The sequence below is a fragment of the Nocardia sp. NPDC004654 genome, assembly GCF_040609595.1.
In the GTDB taxonomy this organism is placed as follows: Bacteria; Actinomycetota; Actinomycetes; order Mycobacteriales; family Mycobacteriaceae; genus Nocardia.
The window spans coordinates 296,468-317,747 of the sequence record NZ_JBEXKI010000005.1 but is presented as its reverse complement, the minus strand read 5'-3'; the positions used below and the strand labels follow the sequence as shown (position 1 = coordinate 317,747).

At 68.4% G+C, this 21,280-nt stretch carries 13 protein-coding genes; 6 read left to right on the top strand and 7 right to left on the bottom strand.

The annotated features are described in order from the left end of the window. Positions 1–240: 240 nt before the first annotated feature. Positions 241–1,866 (bottom strand): polyketide antibiotic transporter, encoded by a 1,626-nt coding sequence (locus tag ABZV58_RS19015; protein WP_355001446.1) that lies wholly within the window; start codon positions 1,864–1,866, stop codon positions 241–243. Continuing rightward, entirely contained in the window at positions 1,863–2,783 is a 921-nt protein-coding gene (locus tag ABZV58_RS19010) for an ABC transporter ATP-binding protein (RefSeq protein ID WP_355001445.1), read from the bottom strand. Before ABZV58_RS19010 ends, ABZV58_RS19015 begins: the two co-directional genes overlap by 4 nt. 424 nt (positions 2,784–3,207) lie before the next feature. Between ABZV58_RS19010 and ABZV58_RS19005 the strand changes: the two genes are divergently transcribed. The 3 genes from ABZV58_RS19005 (at position 3,208) to ABZV58_RS18995 (ending at position 5,268) form a co-directional block, all read left to right on the top strand. Next, positions 3,208–3,669: a hypothetical protein gene (locus tag ABZV58_RS19005; protein ID WP_355001444.1), complete on the top strand. Its 462-nt coding sequence runs from the start codon at positions 3,208–3,210 to the stop codon at positions 3,667–3,669. Positions 3,670–3,775: 106 nt separating this feature from the next. Beyond that, positions 3,776–4,420: a hypothetical protein gene (locus ABZV58_RS19000; protein ID WP_355001443.1), complete on the top strand. Its 645-nt coding sequence runs from the start codon at positions 3,776–3,778 to the stop codon at positions 4,418–4,420. A gap of 68 nt (positions 4,421–4,488) precedes the next feature. After that, the gene (locus ABZV58_RS18995; protein WP_355001442.1) at positions 4,489–5,268 is read left to right on the top strand and encodes an enoyl-CoA hydratase-related protein; all 780 of its coding nucleotides are present in this window, start codon (positions 4,489–4,491) and stop codon (positions 5,266–5,268) included. 24 nt (positions 5,269–5,292) lie between these two features. Here ABZV58_RS18995 and ABZV58_RS18990 read toward each other — a convergent pair whose 3' ends face one another. Further along, on the bottom strand, positions 5,293–5,670 hold the full coding sequence (locus ABZV58_RS18990; RefSeq protein WP_355001441.1) for an SgcJ/EcaC family oxidoreductase: 378 nt from the start codon (positions 5,668–5,670) through the stop codon (positions 5,293–5,295). Between the two features lie 197 nt (positions 5,671–5,867). Between ABZV58_RS18990 and ABZV58_RS18985 the strand changes: the two genes are divergently transcribed. After that, complete coding sequence (locus ABZV58_RS18985; RefSeq protein ID WP_355001709.1) at positions 5,868–6,989, top strand: helix-turn-helix domain-containing protein; 1,122 nt, start codon at positions 5,868–5,870, stop codon at positions 6,987–6,989. A gap of 22 nt (positions 6,990–7,011) precedes the next feature. Here the strand turns inward: ABZV58_RS18985 and ABZV58_RS18980 are convergent, their stop codons facing one another. Then, positions 7,012–15,477, bottom strand: a complete 8,466-nt coding sequence (locus tag ABZV58_RS18980; protein WP_355001440.1) for an amino acid adenylation domain-containing protein — start codon at positions 15,475–15,477, stop codon at positions 7,012–7,014. Positions 15,478–15,725: 248 nt separating this feature from the next. Between ABZV58_RS18980 and ABZV58_RS18975 the strand changes: the two genes are divergently transcribed. Then, positions 15,726–18,179: an FHA domain-containing protein gene (locus ABZV58_RS18975; RefSeq protein WP_355001439.1), complete on the top strand. Its 2,454-nt coding sequence runs from the start codon at positions 15,726–15,728 to the stop codon at positions 18,177–18,179. 31 nt (positions 18,180–18,210) lie between these two features. Here ABZV58_RS18975 and ABZV58_RS18970 read toward each other — a convergent pair whose 3' ends face one another. After that, positions 18,211–18,894: a TetR/AcrR family transcriptional regulator gene (locus ABZV58_RS18970; protein ID WP_355001438.1), complete on the bottom strand. Its 684-nt coding sequence runs from the start codon at positions 18,892–18,894 to the stop codon at positions 18,211–18,213. A gap of 145 nt (positions 18,895–19,039) precedes the next feature. Between ABZV58_RS18970 and ABZV58_RS18965 the strand changes: the two genes are divergently transcribed. Continuing rightward, positions 19,040–19,414 (top strand): nitroreductase family deazaflavin-dependent oxidoreductase, encoded by a 375-nt coding sequence (locus tag ABZV58_RS18965; RefSeq protein WP_355001437.1) that lies wholly within the window; start codon positions 19,040–19,042, stop codon positions 19,412–19,414. 7 nt (positions 19,415–19,421) lie between these two features. Here ABZV58_RS18965 and ABZV58_RS18960 read toward each other — a convergent pair whose 3' ends face one another. Together ABZV58_RS18960 and ABZV58_RS18955 are read right to left on the bottom strand one after the other, a co-directional pair. Next, positions 19,422–20,621 (bottom strand): VWA domain-containing protein, encoded by a 1,200-nt coding sequence (locus ABZV58_RS18960; protein ID WP_355001436.1) that lies wholly within the window; start codon positions 20,619–20,621, stop codon positions 19,422–19,424. After that, complete coding sequence (locus ABZV58_RS18955; protein ID WP_355001435.1) at positions 20,618–21,268, bottom strand: SRPBCC family protein; 651 nt, start codon at positions 21,266–21,268, stop codon at positions 20,618–20,620. The genes ABZV58_RS18960 and ABZV58_RS18955 overlap by 4 nt, the downstream gene beginning before the upstream one ends. Between the last annotated feature and the right edge of the window lie 12 nt (positions 21,269–21,280).

Below are 21,280 nucleotides of genomic sequence, written 5' to 3'. Positions count from 1 at the left end.
GTCCTGCCTCTCCCTAACGCTTAGGTTGTAGAAACGGCATGTCGACGGCGAATCTTCGCAAATTTAGCAGCTTTGCACCGGGTCACCAACGATTGTTATCACCACGCGATCTCCGCTACCGCAGTCACCGCCCGTGCACGAAACCCGGATCGAATGACGTCGAGACCGGCACCCGCCGCTCGGGGCGGAAGGCTCCTTTCGCCGCCCGTCACGAATGGCGGCAAACGGTGACAGAGGAGTTCAACCTCTCAGGTCGCGGCGGGTGTAGCCGTACAGTCCGATCGTCACGGCCACGACCGCGATGGCGGCGAGGGTGAGGCTCGCTGTCCAGTCGGGTGCGGTGTCCGGTACGGCGGCGAGGTGCGCGAAGGGGGAGATTTCGCGGACCCAGCCGGGCGCACCGATGCTCTGGGCGACGACGTCGAGGAGGAACCCGCCGACGACGGGCACGGCGCCGATCGGACCGACGGCCTCGGGGAACCAGCCCAGTGCCAGTGCCGCGGCGCCGAGCGCGAGCAAAGCGACCGGGGCGGCGTTGGCGGCGCCTGCGATGGCCTCGGGCAGGCTCAGCGGCGCACCGGTCAGTACCGCACCGACCCACATCGCGACCGCCGCGGTGAGCAACAGTACTGCGAGACCGCCTGCGGTGACGATGATTTCGGTTCCCGCCGACCGGTAGCGGGGCAGCGGAAGGGCGTGTAGGGCGGTCCAGCGGCGCGCCTTCTCGTCGGCAGCCATGGTGGTGATGCGGGTGGCGGCGTAGAGCCCGGCCGGGATGGAGAGCAGGGCGAACATCGCGGCGGCGAACCCGGTGGCCGAATCGAGGCCACCGAACCCGGCCGTCGCGGCGAGTTCGGCGAAACGCGGGTTCTCGGCGAAGAATTCGAGGATCGAGGAGATCAATGCGCCGATGAGCAGGAAATAGGCGGCGATCCCCACGCCCCAACCTGTGGTGGGTGCGAGGGCGCGCCGAACGGCGAAGCTGTGCACCGAGCCGAGCAGTCGGGTGCGGGCGGGCCTGGTGTCGGACAGGGTGACCAGGGCGCCGCCGAGATCGCGCCACCGGGCGGCGACAATCGCCGCCGTAGCGGGCGCGATGGCGAGTACCGCCAGGACATACAGCGGTTCGATTCGGTTGTGGGCGTACGGGGCAACGCGGGCGGCGAGCCCGAAGGGGGTGAGCCAGGCGGTCCACGCGAGCGCGGGGACACCGTCGGCGAGCATCCGCAGCAGCAGGCTCGCCCCGAGGACGGCCGAGGCGAGCCCTGAAGCCGCCGCCCGCGTCGGCAGCAGTTGCGCGGCCAGCAGCCCGACGCCGGCGAAGGTCACCGTCGATCCGAACACGCACAGTGCGTGCAGGAGCGCTCCGGTGGGGTCGGTACCGGTCACGACCAGACCGGCTCCGACTCCCGTCGCGATCACCGCGGCGGCCAGACACAATGTGCTTGCGCAGCGCACGACCAGGTCCATCGGGCGTAGCCTGCCGCCGAGCAGCAGGTCCCAGTGCCCGGCGTCCTCCTCGCCGCGAGTCAGGCGGGTGGCGGCCAACAGTGCCCACATACCGCACAGCACCAGCACCGGGGTACCGGTGCGCCAGACGGTGAACCCGCCGGGATCGTCGAGGGCGAGCGGGGCTCCGAACAAGATTCGCACAGCGGGGTTTTCGGCCAGTGCGCGCAGCGCGCCGGCGTCGATGCTGTCGGCGAAGGTTGTGCGGTACTGAGCCGCGACGAGAGCCGACAGGCCGGTGGCGGTGAGCGCCACGATCGCCGCTGCGCGCCGCGCCTGACGGCGGGTGAGCCGGGCCGCCGCCCGACCGGGCGCGGAAAGCCGCACCGGCTGTGGCCGGACCGTCGTGGCGGTCATCGCCGCGCCTGCCCGTAGTAGTCGAGGAAGATTTCCTCGAGGGTGGGCTCCCGAGAAGACAGCGCCGTCACTTGCGCTGCGGCGAGCGTGCGCAGCGCGGGCGCGGGCGGCCCGGACAGGGTGAACCGCATGCGGCCCTCATCGAGCACCTCGACGGCCTCGACACCGTCCACCCGCTCCAGCGCCGGCGCCGCGCCCTGGTAGGCGACCTCGACAATCGTGCGGTGCAGTCGACGCAGCTCGGCCAGTGTCGCGATCTCCACCAGTCGCCCGGCGCGCAGGATCGCGACCCTGTCGCACAGCGCCTCGACCTCGCCGAGCTGGTGCGAACTCAGGAAAACCGTCTGCCCGCGCTCGCGTGCTTCGGCGACACACCGACGGAACTCGCGCTCCATCAGCGGGTCCAGCCCGCTCGTCGGCTCGTCGAGAACGAGCAGCGAAGCTCGGGAGGCGAAAGCGGCGACCAGAGCGACCTTCTGCCTGTTGCCGGTGGAGTAGGCCTTGCCGGGCTTGTCGACATCGAGGTCGAGGCGGTCGATCAGCTCGGCGCGGTAGGACAGGTCGATGCCAGGGCCGACGCGGGCGAGTAGCTCGAGCGCCTCGGCACCGGTCAGAGACGGCCACAACGCCACATCGGCGGGCACGTAGGCGAGGTGGCGGTGCGCGCGCCGCACATCATCGGCGTCGGCACCGAACACTCGTACGGTGCCCGCGGTGGGTCGGATGAGGCCGAGAATCAGCCGGATAGTGGTCGACTTGCCCGCTCCGTTGGGTCCGAGGAAGCCGAACACCTCACCTGGCCCGACGGTCAGGGTCAGATCATCGACCGCGATGGTGCGGCCGAAGCGCTTGGACAGATGCTCGATCGAAATGGCCGCGCGCGTATCGACGCGTGCGGGCAACGCCGCTGTGGACATGGAAGCCCTTTCGAGGTCGGCGGATACGACACGCCGACCAGACTTCCCGGCTCACCTGAGTAAAAGGTACTCCGCTGCCGCGGTCGTGGCAGGTTTTCGACGATCGGTGCGCGCAGCGATCCGGCGTCCACACCACCGTTGCCGGGGCATCGCCGAGGCGCTGAATCTCCGGAATGCGCCACGAGCCGCTCGATTGCCCGGCACAATTTCGATGGACTGCCCCGTATCAGGTCGAACGGCTCGGCTTCGAATCCACAATCCACATGTCGCGAGCGCGCCCAGTCCCGGGCCGGTAGACGACATCGCAGTCGTGTCCCAGCGAATTCAAGTTGTCAGAGATGGTCAGCGCTTTGCCCGCACAACGATGAACGGTGCTCACCTGGGCTCCGAACGCGAATCGACGACTCGACCAGAAGGAGATGACGTGATCGCCAACCGACGTCGAATTACCCGCTCCGCTCTCGTCGCCGGGACGGTGGCCGCGAGCATCATGCTCACCGGCTGCAATGACAACGGCAACGACACCGCAGACGACACCACGATCATCACCACACTGCCCGTCACCACGACACAGCCGACCACCTCCCCTGCGACATCGCCGACGACGGGTGCCGAAATCAGCTCCGAAGCCAGCCAGCAGTTGTGCGACATGATCCAGCCCGAACTCGACAACTGGCGCGACCAGGGTTCGACTATCGCCAAGACCAGTTTCAACGGAACCGTGCAGAACTGGGCGGCCCGCAACGAGCTGACCGACGACGTCGTTCAGGACAAGACGATCGTCGACACGGTCACCACGCAGACCTGCCCCGACGTCCGGCAGCAAGCACTGGAGGTGCTCGAGGTTCCGGACCTCGCCGACGCGCTGGTGGGATTCGGCGGATAGCCGCCGGTCGCGCAGCGGCTGTGGACCCACCTGCGGTGATCGTGCGTACCGCGGTGGGCAAGGGGTAGGCGCGGTGTAAGCACCTACCCCCACGAATGGAGGCGTCATGAGCGACGTCGATGACACTGTTCCCGCCGGCCGCGGCCGGCGGCTGCGAATTCCGCGTAGCCGGGGAGCCCTCGGCGGGCTCGCGGTGCTACTGCTGGGCGCCTGGGGTGCGCTGATCCCGTTCCTCGGGCCGTCCTTCGACTTCGCGTTCACTCCGGACGAGCCGTGGGTGTGGACCGCGGCGCGTGGGTGGCTCGAAGTACTGCCCGGCGCCGCCGCGGTCATCGGCGGACTGCTCATGTTGGTGAGCCGCAACCGTCTGGTGGCGAGCTTCGGCGCGTGGCTGGGGGTGGCGGCGGGCTTCTGGTTCGTCATCGGGCCGGTGCTGGCGGGCCCGTTGGGAATCGGGGATGTCGGTGACCCGGTCGCCACGTCCGACTGGAAACGTGCCGTGCTGCAACTGACCTACTTCTACGGTCTCGGTGCGCTGATCCTCTTCTTCGCCGCGACCTCGCTGGGCCGATTGTCGGTGCGTAGCGCACGCGACATCGCCTTCGCGCAACGTGAGGTCGATACCAGAGCCGCTGCCGAAGCGGACAGGCAGCGCCGCCCAGCCGACACACCGAGGCCCGGCGAAACCGCACCGTGGTCCACTCCCGCGACGGAGCCCCGACCGCGTGATCCCGGGCCGTACCGGGGCTGAGAGAACGCACAAGACAGTGCTGCCCGGGACTTGTCGTGCGGTTGCCCGTGGCGCTCTACGGTGGAGATATGACCGCCTTGGAGTATCGGCATGTGCTGGTCGCGCGGGACGGCGACACCGTGCGCATCACCATGAACCGGCCGGAACGGCGCAATGCGCTGTCGGGTGAGCATCTGGCCGAACTGCTCGCCTCGTTCCGCGCCGCGGGCGAAACCGACGCCACGGGGATAGTGCTCGGAGCGCACGGTCCGGTCTTCTCCGCGGGACACGATTTCGCCGACGTCGCCGCCCGCGACCTGCTCGGCGTGCGGGAACTGCTCAGGCTGTGCACCGAACTCATGTCGACGATTCAGTCGGTGCCGCAGGTGGTGATCGCCCGGGTACACGGACTGGCCACGGCCGCGGGCTGCCAGCTGGTGGCCTCCTGCGATCTGGCCGTCGCCGCCGAATCCGCCGGTTTCGCGCTCCCCGGCGGCAAGGGCGGCTGGTTCTGTCACACCCCCGCGGTGCCGGTGGCCCGCGCCGTCGGCCGCAAACGACTGATGGAACTGGCCCTCACCGGCGACCCGATCGATGCCCGCACGGCCGAACAGTGGGGCTTGATCAACCGGGCGGTGCCGGACGCCGAGCTGGACGCCGCCGTGGACGAGTTGCTCGCCCGCGCCACCCGGGGCAGTCGGGCCAGCAAGGCACTCGGCAAACGCACCCTCTACAGCCAACTCGACCGCCCCGAAGCAGACGCCTACGCCCTCGCCCTGGAAGTCATGGCCGCCGCCGCGCAAGTTCCCGGCGCCCGCGAAGGGATGGCGGCCTTCCTGGAGAAGCGCCCACCTGTCTGGTGTGACTAGCAACTCGGCGGTGTGAGCGCACTGTCAGCCGAGCGCCGCCTGCATGGCCACCCCGTCGACGTAAGAATGCTTCTCCTTGACGGCGCCGTCCTCGACCAGGACGTAGTCCGCGAGGTCGACGCACACGCGATTGCCGGTCGCCGAGGTCCCGGTCAACTGCCACTGCACCACCCAGAAGTCGTCTCCGACGCGCAACGAGATCAGGTGGAAGGTCAGGTCGGGAACCAAGGCGAAGGTCCCTGCCGCGGCCTGGCGGATGGCCGCGCGGCCTCGGGCGGGTTCCTGGCCCGAGTGCAGGTGGAACACCGAGTCGGGGGTGTGGAGTTCGATGATTCGGTCCGGGTCGCGGTCCGCCCAGCACGCGTGGTAGCGCTCGAACAATTCGTGTGTGGCAGTGCTCATGAGGGCCAACTCCGATCGCTGTAGCAGTAGTTTTCGTCGATATGACCTGAAAGGTGTTCCGCGAGGGCCACTCTGGACGCTGTGACCGATCAGGGACTTCAGTGTCGCGGGGAGCCGTCCGTCGTGGCGACGGGCGCACGCCTCCACTTCGGGCACCTCCGTTGTGCGCGCGCACAACGAGCGCTAGGTTGACGACAGTGACCCAGGACACGCACGCCGAGCACCCGCGCCTCCTTCGCGAGCTGCGCGCGGATCTGGCCGCGATCTCCGAAATGGTCACCGCCAGAATCGAAAACGACGACGGGGACTACGGCGACGCCGCGCTCGATCAGCACGAATTGGCCGCCATCGTGTCCGAAAGCCTCGCGGCGTTGCTGGACGCGCTTGGCGGAGAGCCGTATTCGCTCGAACCCGCCCGAGGCGCTGGACGCCTCAAGGCCGAGCGAGGCATTCCGCTGGACAGTTTGCTGCACGCCTTCCGCCTCGCGGGCCTGGCGTTCTGGGAGATCATCGTCGAACGCGCCGATCACGACGACCGTCCCGCGCTACCTCAGCTGTCCACGCGGATGTGGGCCACCGTCGACGAGTATTCCGTCGCCGCGGCCGACGCCTACCGGCGTGTAGTCGTCTCCGGGGCCGAACAACCCGATCAACGGTTGCTGCGGGCGCTGCTCGATCCCGGCTTCCCGCCGACGCAGCGTGCGGACCTGGGCCGAAGGATGCGCCTGCCCGCCCGAGCCACGTACGTCGTCCTGGTCGGCGACATTCGCCTCGTCGCGACCGGAGTCACCACCGTCCGCACCCGTCTCGCCGAAGACCGAGTCACCCTTGCCGCCGCGGTCTCGCCGGTCACGCTCGACCGCGCGCTGCACGCCGTGCGCGCGCGAGCCGGTGCGAGCAAGCCGTTCACCGACCTCGCGGCCACGCCCACCGCACTCGACCAAGCGCGCCTCGCGTTCCGATGCCTGAGCGAGGCGGACACCGGAATCCACACCTATGCCTCGTCCCCGGCGCGCGCGTTGATCGCGGCGAACCCCGGACTCGCCGCGGACGTCCTCGCGGATGCGCTCGCCGCGTTCGATCGACTCTACCCCGACGACGCCGATGCTCTCCTGCGAACCGCCCTGGCCTGGTACGAACTCGGCGGCTCCACATCGGCGGTGGGGGAGCGCCTGCACCTGCACCGCAACACGGTCCTGCACCGTCTCAAGCGAATCGAGCGACTCACCGGCGCGGCCTTCGCGGCGCCCGCCGACGCGGCGCTGCTCTATCTGGCGCTGCAAACTCGGCTGCTTCGCGCGCCCGGCGACCAGACCTGACCCGATCCGAAAACCGCGATGATCATCTCCGACCTGCCAAATGCTCGTCGAGTACGCGAGCGATGATCGGCAGCACGTGTCGCGCGGTCATCTGCTCATGAGTCGCTTCGATGTCGTGGTTGACGACTTCGCCGGTGACAAAAGGCTTCCAGCCGACCGGACCGAAGATGTCGGACGTAGCGATCCTGGCGCGGAAATACACCATGTCACCGTCGAATACGGGACGCCGGTATCCCGTTCGGATCCGCGCCGCCTCGTTGTAGGTCCGGGCCATCCGCTCGATGACGTCCGCGTCGATCGGCGACGCGCCACCGAGCCGGGCACGGATCAGATCGGCGGCCTCCCGAGCCGACGCATCGGCGGGCACGTCGTGGATACCGAAGATCGGGCCGTAGGTGTGGACGAAAGCGCCAGCGGACAGCTGCTCGATGCCGTCAGCGTCGATGTCGGCGCAATCGGCGTCGAGTAACGCGAGGACGCCGACCGTGGCGCCGGCGTTCTCGAGCTTCGCCGCCATCGCATGCGCGACCAGTCCGCCGAACGACCAGCCGAGCAGGTGGTAGGGCCCCTCGGGTTGGACGGTGCGGATCTCGCGGATGTACCGATCGGCCAACTCCTCGATCGAGCGCGCCGGAGCTTCGGAACCGCCCAGGTCCGGCGCTTGCAGTCCATAGATCGGCCTGCCGGGCGCCAGTGCGTCCGCGAATCCCAGGTAGCTCCAAGACACTCCGGACGACGGGTGGACGCAGAACAGCGCGGGTTCGGCGCCGCCGAGCCGGATCGGCAAGACGACGTCGAGCGCGGGTCCCACGGACAGCTCCTCGGGTAGCTGCGTCGCGGATGCGGTGTCGGCGGCCGCGGCCAGCGCGGCTACGGTGCGGTGCTCGAACACCTGCAGCGGCGTGCAGCGGACACCCCGCTGCCTTGCTCTGGTCACGAGCTGAATGGCGGCGATGCTGTCGCCACCGAGGGCGAAGAAGGACTCGTCGACACCGACCTCGGCGAGACCGAGCAACTCCGCGTAGATGTCGACGAGAGTTCGTTCGGTCGGCGTCGAGGGTGCTCGGTATTCGGCCCGGCAGTCCGCGAAATTCGGCGCGGGCAAGGCCGCCCGGTCGAGCTTGCCGACCGCGGTGAGTGGGAGCGCGTCCAGCACGACGAAAGCCGAAGGGACCATGTACGCGGACAGGGCGGCGGCCGCTACCGCGCGCAGGTGCTCGATCTCGACCTCGACGCCCTCGACGGGCACTACGTACGACACCAGCACGGTCGACCCTGTCGGTCCGACCCGGCCGATCGTCACCGCGTGATCGACAGACTCGTCGCGCGACAGCACGGTGTCTATCTCGCCGAGCTCGATCCGCACGCCGTGAATCTCGACCTGGAAGTCGCTGCGGCCCAAGTACTCCAGCTCGTAGGCATGGTCGCGCCCGACGACCCAGCGCACCATGTCACCGGTGCGGTACATCCGAGCACCCGGCTCGCCCCAGGGGTTGGCGACGAATCGTCCCGCGGTGATCCCGCACCGGTCGAGATAGCCGCGGGCGAGCGCGGGACCGGCCAGATACAGTTCACCGGCGACGCCGACCGGCACCGGGCGCAGCCAGGTGTCGAGCACGACTGTCGCGGCGCCACGGATCGGTCCGCCGATGGTGAGCGGCTCGTCCGGTGCGAGTTCGTCGCGACCAGTCGCCCAGATGCTGAACTCCGTCGGGCCGTACAAGTTCAGCATCCGCCGCCCGGTCGACCACTGCTCGATCAGCTCCGGTGTCGCGGCCTCGCCCGCGACAGCGAGCACCCGCAGGCAATCGAGGCCCGCGGAATCCATGGTGGCCAGCGCCGACGGTGTGATCGCCATGTGCGTGACCCGTTCGGTGCGTACTAGATCGACAAGGTCGGCGCCACCGCCGACATCGGGTGGCGAGATCACGAGCCTGCCGCCCACGCTCAGCGCGGCGAGCAGATCGAACACCGACCCGTCGAAACTCGGTGCGGCTATTTGCAACACGCTGTCGGACGGACCGAGATCCAGGTAATCCCGCAGGCCCGCAACGATATTCGCCATACCGCCGTGGCCGACCAGCACAGCCTTCGGTGTGCCGGTCGATCCCGAGGTGTAGATCAGGTAGGCCACCTGGTCGATGTCGATGCGCCCGCCGCGCTCGGCGTCGGTGATCGGCGCGTCGGCGATCTGCTCGAGCTCGCGGATCGACTCGGGCTCGTCGAGCAGCATCCAGTCGATGGTGCTCGGCAACGTCTCGCGAACCGGGGTCACCGTCAGGCCGATCGGCGCCTTGGAGTCGGCGAGCATGTGCTCTGTCCGCGCGATCGGACTGCGGGGATCCAGCGGCAGGAAGGCCGCGCCGGTCTTGGCCACCGCGCACACCGCCAGCACCGATTCCAGCGATCGCCCGAGGGCCAGCGCGACGCACATCTCCCGCCGGACACCACGGCGCAGCAGTGCCCGGGCGAGGCGGTTGGACCGGGCGTCGAGCTCCCCGTAGGACATCGTGCGCTCGCCCGCGCGCACCGCGATGGCACCGGGATCGATCCGCGCTCCGGCGTGCAGTACCTCGGGCAGAGTTCGCGGCTGCGCCGACTCCGCGCCACGAACCGGCAGCAGCTCGGCTCGTTCCGCGTCGTCGCAGCACTGCAGGCGGGACACCAGAGCATGCGGGTTGTTCGCGAGCTGGGTCAGCAGCCGGACCAAGCGATCCAACAGCGGCCGCGCCGCCTCCGGCGCGATCTGGTCGGCCGCGAATTTCAGGGTGACGCGCAGCGTAGTGTGCCCAGCGCCACCGCGGAGCGGAAGGACCATGAGGTTCAACGGATACGGCGTCGCGTCGGCGCCCTCGATGTCCAGCACACGCATGCCCGCGATGTCGGGTGCTGCCGACAGAGCTTCCCGGTCGATCGGGTAGGACTCGAAAACCGTCAGGGTGTCGAACAATTCGGCCAAGCCCACCGCCTTGTGGATCGCGGCGAGCCCGACGTGCTGGTGGTCCATCAGCCGCGCCTGCTCGCTCTGCAGGCGAGTCAGCAGGTCGTCCACCCGCTCCGCGGGATCGAGCCGCACTCGTACCGGCAGCGTGTTGATGAACAGCCCGACCATGTCCTCGACACCGGTCAGTTCCGGCGGCCTGCCGGACACCGTCGCGCCGAACACCACGTCGGTGCGGCCGGTCAGCGTGGCCAGCAACATCGCCCAGCCCGCCTGCACCACGGTGTTCACCGTGGCGCCGGAATCGCGTGCGACCGTTTCCAGCCGGTCGACCGTGTCCCCGAACAGGTCGATGGAGACCATCCCGGCCTCTATCGCCTTGTCCCCGGCGAGGGTCGGGACGGCCCGTGTCGGCGTATCGATGCCCGCGAGGGATCGCTTCCATGCCGCCGTCGACGCGGCATGGTCCTGCTCGCGCAGCCACAAGAGAAACTCGCGGTACGAGTGCGCGGGCGGCAGCACGGATGCGTCGCCCGCGGTGGCGTACAGCGTCAGAAGCTCGCGCACGAGCAACGCGGTGGACCACCCGTCCAGCACGAGGTGATGATTGGTCAGCACGAACCGGTACCGGTCGGGGGCGCCGCGTACGAGCGTGCAACGCACCAGCGGTGGGCGGGACAGGTCGAATCGGGTACTGGCGTCCAAGGCGATCAGCCGGTCGAGTTCTCGCTGTCGTTCGTCGGCATCGGCGACTCCGCTCAAATCGATTTCCCGCCAACCGATGTCGGCGTCCGCCGAGACGAGTTGGCGGGGCCCCTCGCCGGTCTCCACGAAAGCGACGCGCAGGATGTCGTGCCGGGCCACCACCGCCTGCGCGGCGGTGCGCAGCCGTGCGGCATCGATAGTGCCCGCCAGCGTGAATATCGACTGCACCGTGTAGTCGTCGGCGGTGTCGGGATCGTATGTCGCGTGGAAGAACAGGCCGGACTGCAATGGCGAAAGCGGCCAGATGTCGGTCAGCTTCGGGTAGTCCTGCTCCCAGGCATCGATCTGCGGCTGGGTGACCGTGACGAGGTCGAAGTCGCACGGTGCGCGCCCGCCCGCTCCCGCGGTAGCGGCGTGATCGACCAGGGCCCGCAGTGCTTGCGCCCAGAGGTCGGCGAGTTCTTCGACCTCGGCCGCGTCGAGCAGCCGCGAAGCGTAGTCCCAGGTGACTTCCAAGCCGATGTCGGTCAGCACGGCGTTGACATCGACGACCGCTGCCAACGGCGCTCGGTCGTCGCGCGTCGCCGCGAAGCGTCGCGGCAGCCACGGTTCGGCTTCGCCGCCGGTCGGCGCCCGGCCGAGATAGTTGAAGCTCAGCTGGGGGAGCGGCGCGTCCGCGAGCGCGCTGTCGGCGTTCGGATAGCGAAGCATGCCGAAACCGATTCCCTTGTCTGGCACCGCGCGCAGCTGCTGCTTCGTGGTCTTGATCGCGGCTCCCGCCGCCGGTCCGCCGTCGAACGCGTCATCGAGGTCGATGGCCGTCAGATCGATGGCCACCGGATGGACCGTGGTGAACCAGCCCACCGTCCGCGCGACATCGGCGCCCGGCAGGATCGTCTCCTCGCGACCATGGCCTTCCAGCGTGAGAAGCGATGTCCTGCGGCCACGCCAGCGGCTCACCGCCATCGCGAGCGCTGTCAGAAGCACATCGTCCGCACCACAGTGGAATCGGTCCGGGACCGTGGCGAGCGCTGGATCCGCGACGTCGGAGGCGACGGTGATCCGACAGGTCGCCATGGTGGCCGCGACATCGACCGCCGGATCCAAGGTGCCCGTGCCGATCGGCGGATCGGGCGTGGCGAGGATGCGTTGCCAGACCGGCAGTTCGGCATCGCGATCGGCCGCGTGCTCGAATTGGCCACGCGCCCAACGCCGGAACGAAGTGCCGACCGGAGCCAGAGCGCCGCCCGCGGCGGCGGTCGCCAGATCCGTCAGCAGGATCCGCCACGAGACGGCGTCGGTCACGAGGTGGTGCAGCACGATCCAGCACAGCGGAGCGGCGGCCGCGCGTTCGATCAGCACGAAGCGGGCGACGATCCCCGCCTCCGGATCGAGTTGGTCTGCGGCGCGCTGCAATTCGTCTTCGCAGGTCTTGTCGACATCGGAACCTGCGGGAACCACCTCCACCACGGTGTCTGCCGCGACCGAACCGGACGGGGCGACGTTCCATTCCCCTCCGCGATCGGTCTTTCGCAACGAGCAGCGCAGCAGGTCGTGGTGGTCGAGGATTGTTCGCACAGCCGCGACCAGCCGAGCACCGTCGACGTCGGCGGGCAGACCGATCAAGACGGCCTGGCCGAACCGGCGCCAGGTATCGCCCTGGTCCAGCATCGCGCGCACGATCGGCGTGAGTTCGACAGCGCCGACTCCGCCGCCGGGCAGCTCGTGCACCGCCTTGGCGCACGCCTCGGTAGCCACCGCCGCCAGCCCGGCGACGGTCTTGCGTTCGAACACATCCCGCGCGCTGAAGGCAATCCCGGCGGTTTTCGCCCGGGAGACCAGCTGAATGGACGAGATGCTGTCGCCGCCGAGCGCGAAGAAGCTGTCCTCGACGCCCACCGATTCCAGGCCGAGGACCTCGGCGAACAACGCGGCCAGCGTCTCCTCGCGCGGAGTCGAGGGTCGTCGGTCCAGGAGCGCGTGGGAAGCGAAGTCTGGTTCGGGCAGCGCCGCACGATCGATCTTGCCGAGCGGTGTCAGCGGTACGCTGTCCAGGAGAACGACCGCGGCGGGCACCATGTACGACGGAAGCGATTGGGCGGCAGCTGCTTTCAGCTCCTCCGCAGTCACCTCCGCGCCCGGCTCGGGAAGTAAGTAGGACACCAGGACGGTGGCGCCCGAATCGGTCTCGGCCCCGACGGTGATCGCGAAGTCGATGCCCGGGTGGCGCTGCAGGACGGCGTCGATCTCACCGAGCTCGACGCGGAAACCCCGCACCTTGACTTGGAAGTCGTTGCGGCCCTGATACTCCAGCTCCAACCGCCCGGAGTTCTTGGTCCAGCGCGCCAGGTCGCCGGTGCGGTACATCCGTTCTCCGTCGGCGTACGGGTTCGCGACGAATCGTCCCGCGGTGAGGCCCGTGCGCCGGTGGTAGCCGCGCGCCACACCCGCACCCGCGAGGTACAGCTCACCGATCGCGCCGGGAGCCACCGGCCGCAACCACGGATCGAGCAGGACCGCGGAGACGCCGCGAACAGGGCCACCGATCGTGACCGGCGCGGCCGGGGCCAAGGCGTCGCTCAAGGTCGCCGTGACGGTCGTTTCGGTGGGGCCGTACCCGTTGCGAACAGTATGGCCGGACCACTTGGCCGCCAGTTCCGGAGGGCAGGCGTCGCCACCGACGACGACGGTACGCACGCCGGGCAGTGTCGCCGGGTCGAGGGATCCCACCACCGCCGAGGTGGCATCCAGATGGGAAACACCCTGCGCGCGAAGGTTGTCCGCCATCTCCTCGCCCGCATACGCCGAGGGTGGGACAACGGCGAGTGTCGCTCCGGCGGCGAAGGTCACCAGGATCTCCTCGACCGAAAGGTCGAAGCTCGACGAAACCGCGTGCGCCATCACGGAATCGGCGCCGACATCGAGGTCGTGTGCCAGACTCGTGACCATGTTCGCCAAACCCCGGTGGGTGACCAGCACGCCTTTGGGCGATCCGGTCGATCCGGAGGTGTAGATGATGTAGGCGACCTGATCCAGGCGTACCGCGGCGCGGCGCACGCTGTCATCGATCGCTTCCGCGCTCTGCTCGGCGATACACCGGCGGGTCGCCTCGTCGTCGAGAACCAGCCAATTCACAGTGTCAGGCAACAACGTTCGCGCGGTCGCCACGGTGACACCGAGGACGACTCCGCTGTCGTCGACCATGTGCGCGATCCGGTCGACCGGGTAGGACGGATCGATCGGCACGAAGGCGGCGCCCGTCTCGGCCACCGCGAGCATCCCGAGCACGGAATCGATCGAGCGCGGAATCGCGATCGCCACAGGCGATTCCGGCCCCGCACCGGCAGCGATCAACACACGCGCGAGCCGATTGGCGTATTCGCCCACCCGACGGTAGGTCAGACCGGTGGCGCCACTGCGTACAGCGATCGCGTCGGGGTCGATTTGCGCACCGGCGGACAGTATTTCGGGGAGCGTACGCGGCGCGACGCTCGCCGGTCCACGTGCCGGCGCCAGCTCGGCCAACTCGTCGTCGGAGACGATGGACACCGAGGACAGCTTGGCGTCCGGTCCGGCGAGGAGAAACCGCCGCAGGAATCGCAGGAATCGGCGGTGGTGTGCGCCCAACTCGGTGTCGCTGTACAGGTTGGCGTTGCCCTGGAAATCGATGTGGGTGCTCTCGCCGCCCACGCCGGGATACAGGTTGAGGTACAGGTCTTCGATCAGCCCGGGGGTCAGCACGTGCGCTCGTCCGGTGACCGGGCCGAGCTGGACCTTGGTGTCCAACATCATCAGGTTCACGGAGGGGCCGAATGTCGCGACCTCGTCCATCGGCCAGCCTAGGTCGCGGAAGATGTCCTCCTGGCGGTAGCGCTGCCGCCGCAGCGCACCGGTCAGCTCGTTCTGCGCGGCTCGAATCATCTCGCCGATGGTCATGGTCGGAGTCGGCCGCAGTCGCACCGGAACGACGTTGGCGATCATGCCGCCGGAGCGCCGCATCGCCGCCGTCGTACGCGCGGAGACCGGCAGACTCAACACCACCTCCGGAGCACCGGTCGTCGCGGCGAGATAGGCGCCGAAGGCGGCGACCACCGTGGGCGCCACACCGGACGACGCCGCCTTCGCGACCGTCTCCAGCAGCCGCGCGGTCTCCGGCGCCAACACGCCCTCGACGCGCCTCGGATGCGCGTCGACGTCGGCGCTTCGGCCCGCGAGATTCACCGGATCGGCCATCCCGTCGAGGTGCCGAAGCCAGTACTCCCGGTCGGCCGCGAAGCGCTCGGAGCTGCGATACGCCAGATCGGCGTCGACGATCTTTCTGAGGTCCTCGGCTTGTGCCCGCGGCGGCGGCCTACCCTCGATCGCCGCCGTGTAGAGCTCACCGGTGCGCCGCACCATGGCCGAGACGCCCATGCCGTCGAGCGCGATGTGATGCATACGCCAGTAGCAGAACCAGCGGTCGTCGGCGATCCGCAGCATGACGGCACAGGCCAACCGATCGTTCAGCAGATCGAGCGGCGCCGAGTATTCGTCGCGCATCCAGGCTTGGGCCGCGCCCTCCGGATCACGCTCGTGCCGAAAGTCGAAGACGCGCGCGCTGTCGTCCAAGGTGGTATCGACACACTGGAGTGGATAACCGTCGTTTTCGATCAGGCGCAGATAGCCGGTGCCGAATTCGCGTCCGGCCTGACGCGCTGCCGGCGCCAGCCGATCGAGGTCGATCGGTCCGGCCAGGTCGACATATTGGGCAAGGGAGATCGGAACGTCGCCCGCGATGTGCTGGGCGAACCAGATTCCGCGCTGCGCCGCCGAAAGCGGAAAGGCGCCATTCGCTCCGTGCATGTCGTGTCCCCTCGAGGCCACCATGGCCTCCAGCAGGACTTCAACGATAACCCCGACGCGCTCGTCGGCGCATTCCCATCGATAGGCGAAGCGCTCCGCTGGCTGCATCGGTTTCGTATCGAGATCGAATTGCGTACTCACGCCGAGATTTCCGATGTTCCATTGTGGCCGGTGGCGCAGCGGATTCGAATCTGGCACCGACGACCAACTATTGCGGGGGGTGTGCGGCACGGTCGTATACTCCCGTTATGGCGGATGAACCGTCCTCCACGGAATTTCCCGAGGCGCCGGTTCTAGTGGTGCAGACGAGGGAACGCGTCTATCGGCTACGCGCCGGTGGCGCATATAACGTCGGTCGCGATCCCACAGCCGATATCGTGGTCACCGATCCCCGGGTATCCGCAGTGCACGCCGTTCTGGAGCGGGGATCCGACGGGTGGGAAATCGAGGACGCGGGCAGCCGCAACGGCACGTATTTCGACGGTCGACGCGTCGAACGCATGGTGATCGACCGAGACGAGACGTTCCAGCTCGGCCACGCCAGGGACGGCGAGCAGTTGGCCTGTTCGGTGGAAGCGCCACCCGGTCGCGAGACCGATGGCGATCCCGGCGGAGACACGATGATCGTCCCGGATCCCGGCTACCAGCTCGACGACGAAGTGACTGTCACGAAGTTCCGCACGGGTGACGGCCTGCCGATTGCGCGGTCGCTGGCTCCGTCCGCCGACCCCAGCGCGGTAGTACGGATCACCACGAGCCCGCTTCGGATCGGCCGCGCCGCCGACAACGACATCGTCGTCTCCGACCTCATGGTCTCCCGCCATCACGCCGAACTGCGGGTGGTCGGCGACGGCAAGTACCGGATCGTCGACCTCGGCAGCCACAACGGCACCTATGTCAACGGTTCCCGGGTCGATGCCGCCGACCTCACCGAATCCGACCTGATCGCCATGGGGCATACCACGGCCCGGCTGGTCGGCGACGAACTGCGCGAGTTCGTCGACACCGGTGACGTGTCGGTCTCGGTGCAGAACCTCATCGTGCGAACGGGCGAGGGCAAGGTGCTCCTCGACGGGGTGAGCTTCCCCATCCCGCACCGCTCGCTCGTCGGCGTCATCGGCCCGAGCGGCGCGGGCAAGTCGACGCTGCTCGGCGCGGTCACCGGGTTGCGACCCGCGACCGAGGGCACGGTCCGCTACGACGGACGCGATCTGTACACCAACTACGACGAGCTCCGGCACCGAATCGGCCTGGTCCCGCAGGAGGACATCCTGCACAACCAGCTGCAGACCCGGCGCGCCCTGCTCTATGCGGCCGAACTGCGCTTCCCCGGCGACACCCGCCGCGAGGAGCGCGAGCAGCGGGTCGACGAGGTCTTGGGGGAGCTCGGCTTGGCGAAGCACGCCGAGACCCGCATCGATCGGCTCTCGGGCGGACAGCGCAAACGCGTGAACGTGGCGCTGGAGTTGCTGACCAAGCCGTCGTTGCTGTTCCTCGACGAACCGACTTCCGGCCTCGACCCCGGCTTGGACAAGACGGTGATGGAGATGCTGTCCGAGCTGGCGCACGATGGCCGGACCGTCATCGTGGTGACGCACAGCGTGGCGAATCTCGATGCCTGCGACCGCCTGCTGGTGCTGGTGCCCGGCGGTCGGCTGGCCTACTACGGTCCTCCCGCGGAGGGGTTGCGGCACTTCGGGCAGCGCACCTGGGCCGAGGTGTTCCAGGCGTTCGAACGCGAGGCCGACCGCGACTGGGCGGGCGAGTTCCGGGATTCCCCGTACTTCCAGCAGTATGTGGCGGTCGGACTGACCGACGAGGTCGGCCCAGCCGACGTGCACGCGCCGGAGCCACCGCCCGCGCCGCAGTCCAAGCTCAGTCAGCTCAGCACGTTGTGCCGTCGGTACCTGGCGGTCATCGCCTCGGACCGAAGCTATCTGGCGCTCCTCGGCGTGATGCCCGTGCTGCTCGGCGGCTTGATCGCCGCGGTGCCCCCGGGCCAGGGTTTCGCCGGGACGCCGGGAACCAACGTCGACGCGCCGACCAAGCTCATGATTCTGATGTTCGCCGCCTGCTTCGTCGGCACCGGCAACTCGATTCGCGAGATCGTCAAGGAACAGACGATCTACGGCAGAGAACGCGCGGCGGGCTTGTCGGCGGGCGTCTATCTGATGTCGAAGATGCTGGTGCTGGGGGTGATCACCACCCTCCAGGCGGTGGTGTTGGTGCTGATCGGCACCATCGGCGTGGCTATGCCGCCCAAAGGGCTGTTCACCTCGGCCGAGGTGGAGCTGATTCTGGCGATGGCGCTGCTCGGTATCACCTCGCTGGCATTGGGCTTGCTGGTGTCGGTCTCGGTCAACACCTCCGAGAAGACGCTGCCGCTGCTGATCGTGCTCTCGATGGCGCAACTGGTGCTCACCGGCGGGCTGGTGCGGCTGCCCGGCACCATCTTCCTGGAGCAGTTGTCGTACATATCGCCGTCGCGGTGGGGGTACGCCGCCGGGGCCGCCACCCTCGATCTCGACACTCTGTCGCCGCACGACGGCGCGGCCGACCCGCTGTGGAAGCACAGCATCGGGACGTGGCTGGTCGACATGGGAGTCGTCGCCGCACTCGGAATCGTCTTCCTCGCGCTGGCTTGGTACCGCCTTTACCAGCTGCGCCCGCGGCGCCGCGGCGCCCGCCCCGCGCGGATCTGAGGACGACGGGTGTGCCCGCTCGAGTTTCGGGCTACGCACTCGGAGGTGCCGGTATGTGCACCGTCGGCGTTTCCCGGCGCGTTTCGAGCGCGTCGAGTATCAGCTCCAGCCCGTAGCCGAACTCGCTGGTGTGGTCGTAGCCCGGTCGCAGGGCGTGGTCGACGATCATTTCCGTGAGGTACGGCAACTCCCGCGTCGGTAGGTGCTCGAGCAGGTTGCCCGCGACTGCCTCGATATCGGCCGGAGTCGTCATCGGCAGATTCGCCTCTTGGAGGACATACCCGCTGACATAGCTGTCGATGAGCGAGACGGCGTGCGCGGCCATCGGCAGCGAGAACCCGGCCTCCCGGAGGACACCGAGGACCGCGTTGTGGTGGCGCAACGTCGCCGGTCCCGGATTGCGGCGCGAATCGATGAGTCCGAGAGCCCAGCTGTGTCGTGACAAGACCGCGCGCGCGGAGCGAGCGCGCGCCCGGATCGCATCGCGCCACTCGTCGCCGTCGACGGCGGGCAGCTCGATCGCCGCGAACACCGCATCGACCACGCCGTCGAGGAGCGCTTCCTTGTTCGGTACGTGGTTATAGAGCGACATCGCCTCCACGCCCAGTTCCTGGGCTACTCGCCGCATCGAAATGGCCTCCGCCCCGCCGCGATCCGCGACCCGGATCGCGGCATCGAGCACGCGATCTCTGCTGAGGGGTTGGCGTGGGGGCATGACGTCTCCAGGGTGTGAAGGTGTTGACAAGCTTACAGGTGTAAGTCAGCCTTACGAGTGTAAGTTTCTCGGGTTGGAAGCAGCCGCCGTTTCGGCGAACGACCAATCCGTGATGCCCTTCCGGTGCGAGAGAAGGAGATCACCGATGCCTATGCCGAGGTGGTTGGCCCACGTCAACAAGCGGGTGTTCAATCCTCCCGCGATCGCGGGAGGCAAGCGGCCCGTACTTATTCACGTCGGCCGCGTCTCCGGCGCGACCTACCGCACGCCGCTCGACGCCCATCCCGTCGACGGCGGCTATCTGTTCATTCCGGTGTACGGATCAGGTTCGGACTGGGTGCGCAACATCCTGGCGGCGGGCACCGCGCGGCTCCGGGTCGACGGCAAGGAGCTCGACCTCGCCGCGCCGCGTTTGGTCGGGGCGGAGGAGGCGTTCCGCGCCTTGGCCGATGACGTGGCGCGTCCACCGAAGCTGCTGCGCATCAACGAGTTCCTTCGCATGGACTCGGCCACGTCCTGAGTGCTCGTCAGGTGACAACCGACGAGGCCAGCGTGCGCACCAATGCCTCCACACCCGCCAGCGTATGCGCGGGCATCATCATGTCGCAGAACGGTAGCGCCGCAGCCATCGCACCGGTAGTCGGCTCGAATCGAGGATCGCCCGCGCGGGGATTGAGCCAGATGACGCGCCACGCACGGCGTCGGATCCGGGCCATCGCACGGGCGAGGACATCGGGGGTATCGCTGTCCCAGCCGTCCGATGCGATGACGACGACGGCGCCGCGCACCGCGGCGCCGGACGGAGTCGCGAGCAGCGCGCCGAGGCATCGGCCGATGTGCGTGCCGCCATAGCGGTCGACCACTTTGTCGTTGGCCCGGGCCACCGCGACATCGGGGGAGCGGTGCGCCAGCACCGAGGTCAGCCTGGTCAGCGAAGTGGAGAAGGCGAAGACCTCGGGTCGATCGGTGGAGCGGCGCTGCATCGCGGCCCGCATCAGATGCAGGTAGATCGTCGCGTACGGCTGCATCGAGCGGCTGACGTCGCAGATCAAGACGATTCGGCGCCGTCTACGCCGTGGACGAGTGCGGACCAGCACCGCCGACTCCCAACCGGTGCGGCGGGAGTTGTTCATCGTCGCCCGGAAGTCGATGCGCTTGCCGTGCGGATGACTCTCGTAGCGCCTGCTGCTGCGCTGGGGCCAGAGCGCCGACGCCTGTTCCAACCAGGTCCCGATGGTGCGCAGATCGTCCGGATCGAAACGGGCGAACGGTTCCTGTGCGCGCGCCGCGAAGCGGCTCGGCAGCACGTCCGGCAGCGTCGCGCTCTGGTCGGTCGACTGATCGCAGCCGGTTACCGATCCCAGTGTCGCCCAAGGCACTTCACCACCTTGCCGAGGCTGCCCGCGACCGCCCGTGCCCGGTGCCGACGCCCGTCCCGGCGGCAGTCCGTGCGTTCGGCTCGGCGGGTCCGAGCCCAGCACCGCATTGGCGAACACCGCCGCGAAGACCGCGTCGAAGGCGGAAAGATCCTGCATGCGATCGACGAGCGTGAGGCGCGTGGCCCAGTAGAGCTCGGTGCGCGATCGCGGCGCCATGCGACGCAAGGCCTGCACGTACAGCGCGGGCCCGCTCGGCGCCACCGCGACCCCGCCGCGCCGCAACCGCGCGACGACCGCGACGGCGAACGCGGCCAGATCGACGCCGCGCAGCAGGACCGCTCGGGTCATCGTTGCCCGCGCATTCGCCTGAGTACTACAACGATTCCGATCGAGGCCGCGAGCGCGAACACGATCGCGGGCACGTACTTCTCGAGTATCGCCGACCTGACGAGATTTCCGAGGTCGAGCGGCTCCTGCTCGGGCTGCGCGACCGGTTGTGGCCGCACTGCTCGGCTGTCCACCTCGGCCACCGGCTCGACGGAAGCCGAATCGGCTTCCGCGAGTTTCGCTTCCAGAGAGGCAACGAATTGACCCATCATTTTCTCGGAAACCTGCTGCAGCATTCCGCTGCCGAATTGAGCGAGCTTGCCGACGATTTTGAGATCGGTGTCCACGGTGACACGGGTCTGGTCGCCGTCTGCACGCAATTGTGTGGTGATGAGCGCCGCGGCGTTTCCGGATCCGCGGGAATCCCGGCCACGGCCGTTGATCACCGCTCGATGGTCGTTTTCGTCGCGCTCGACGAAATTCGCCTTACCGCTGAATTCACTGATCACCGGACCGACTTTGACTTTCAGCTTGCCGAGGAAGTCGTCTCCCTCCCAGCCCACCATCTGCGCGCCAGGCATGAGCGGGACCACCTGTTCGAGGTCGGTCAGCACCTCCCACGCCCGCTCGACGGGTGCGTTGACGGTGAACTCGTTGGCGATCTTCATCGAAGTATCCCT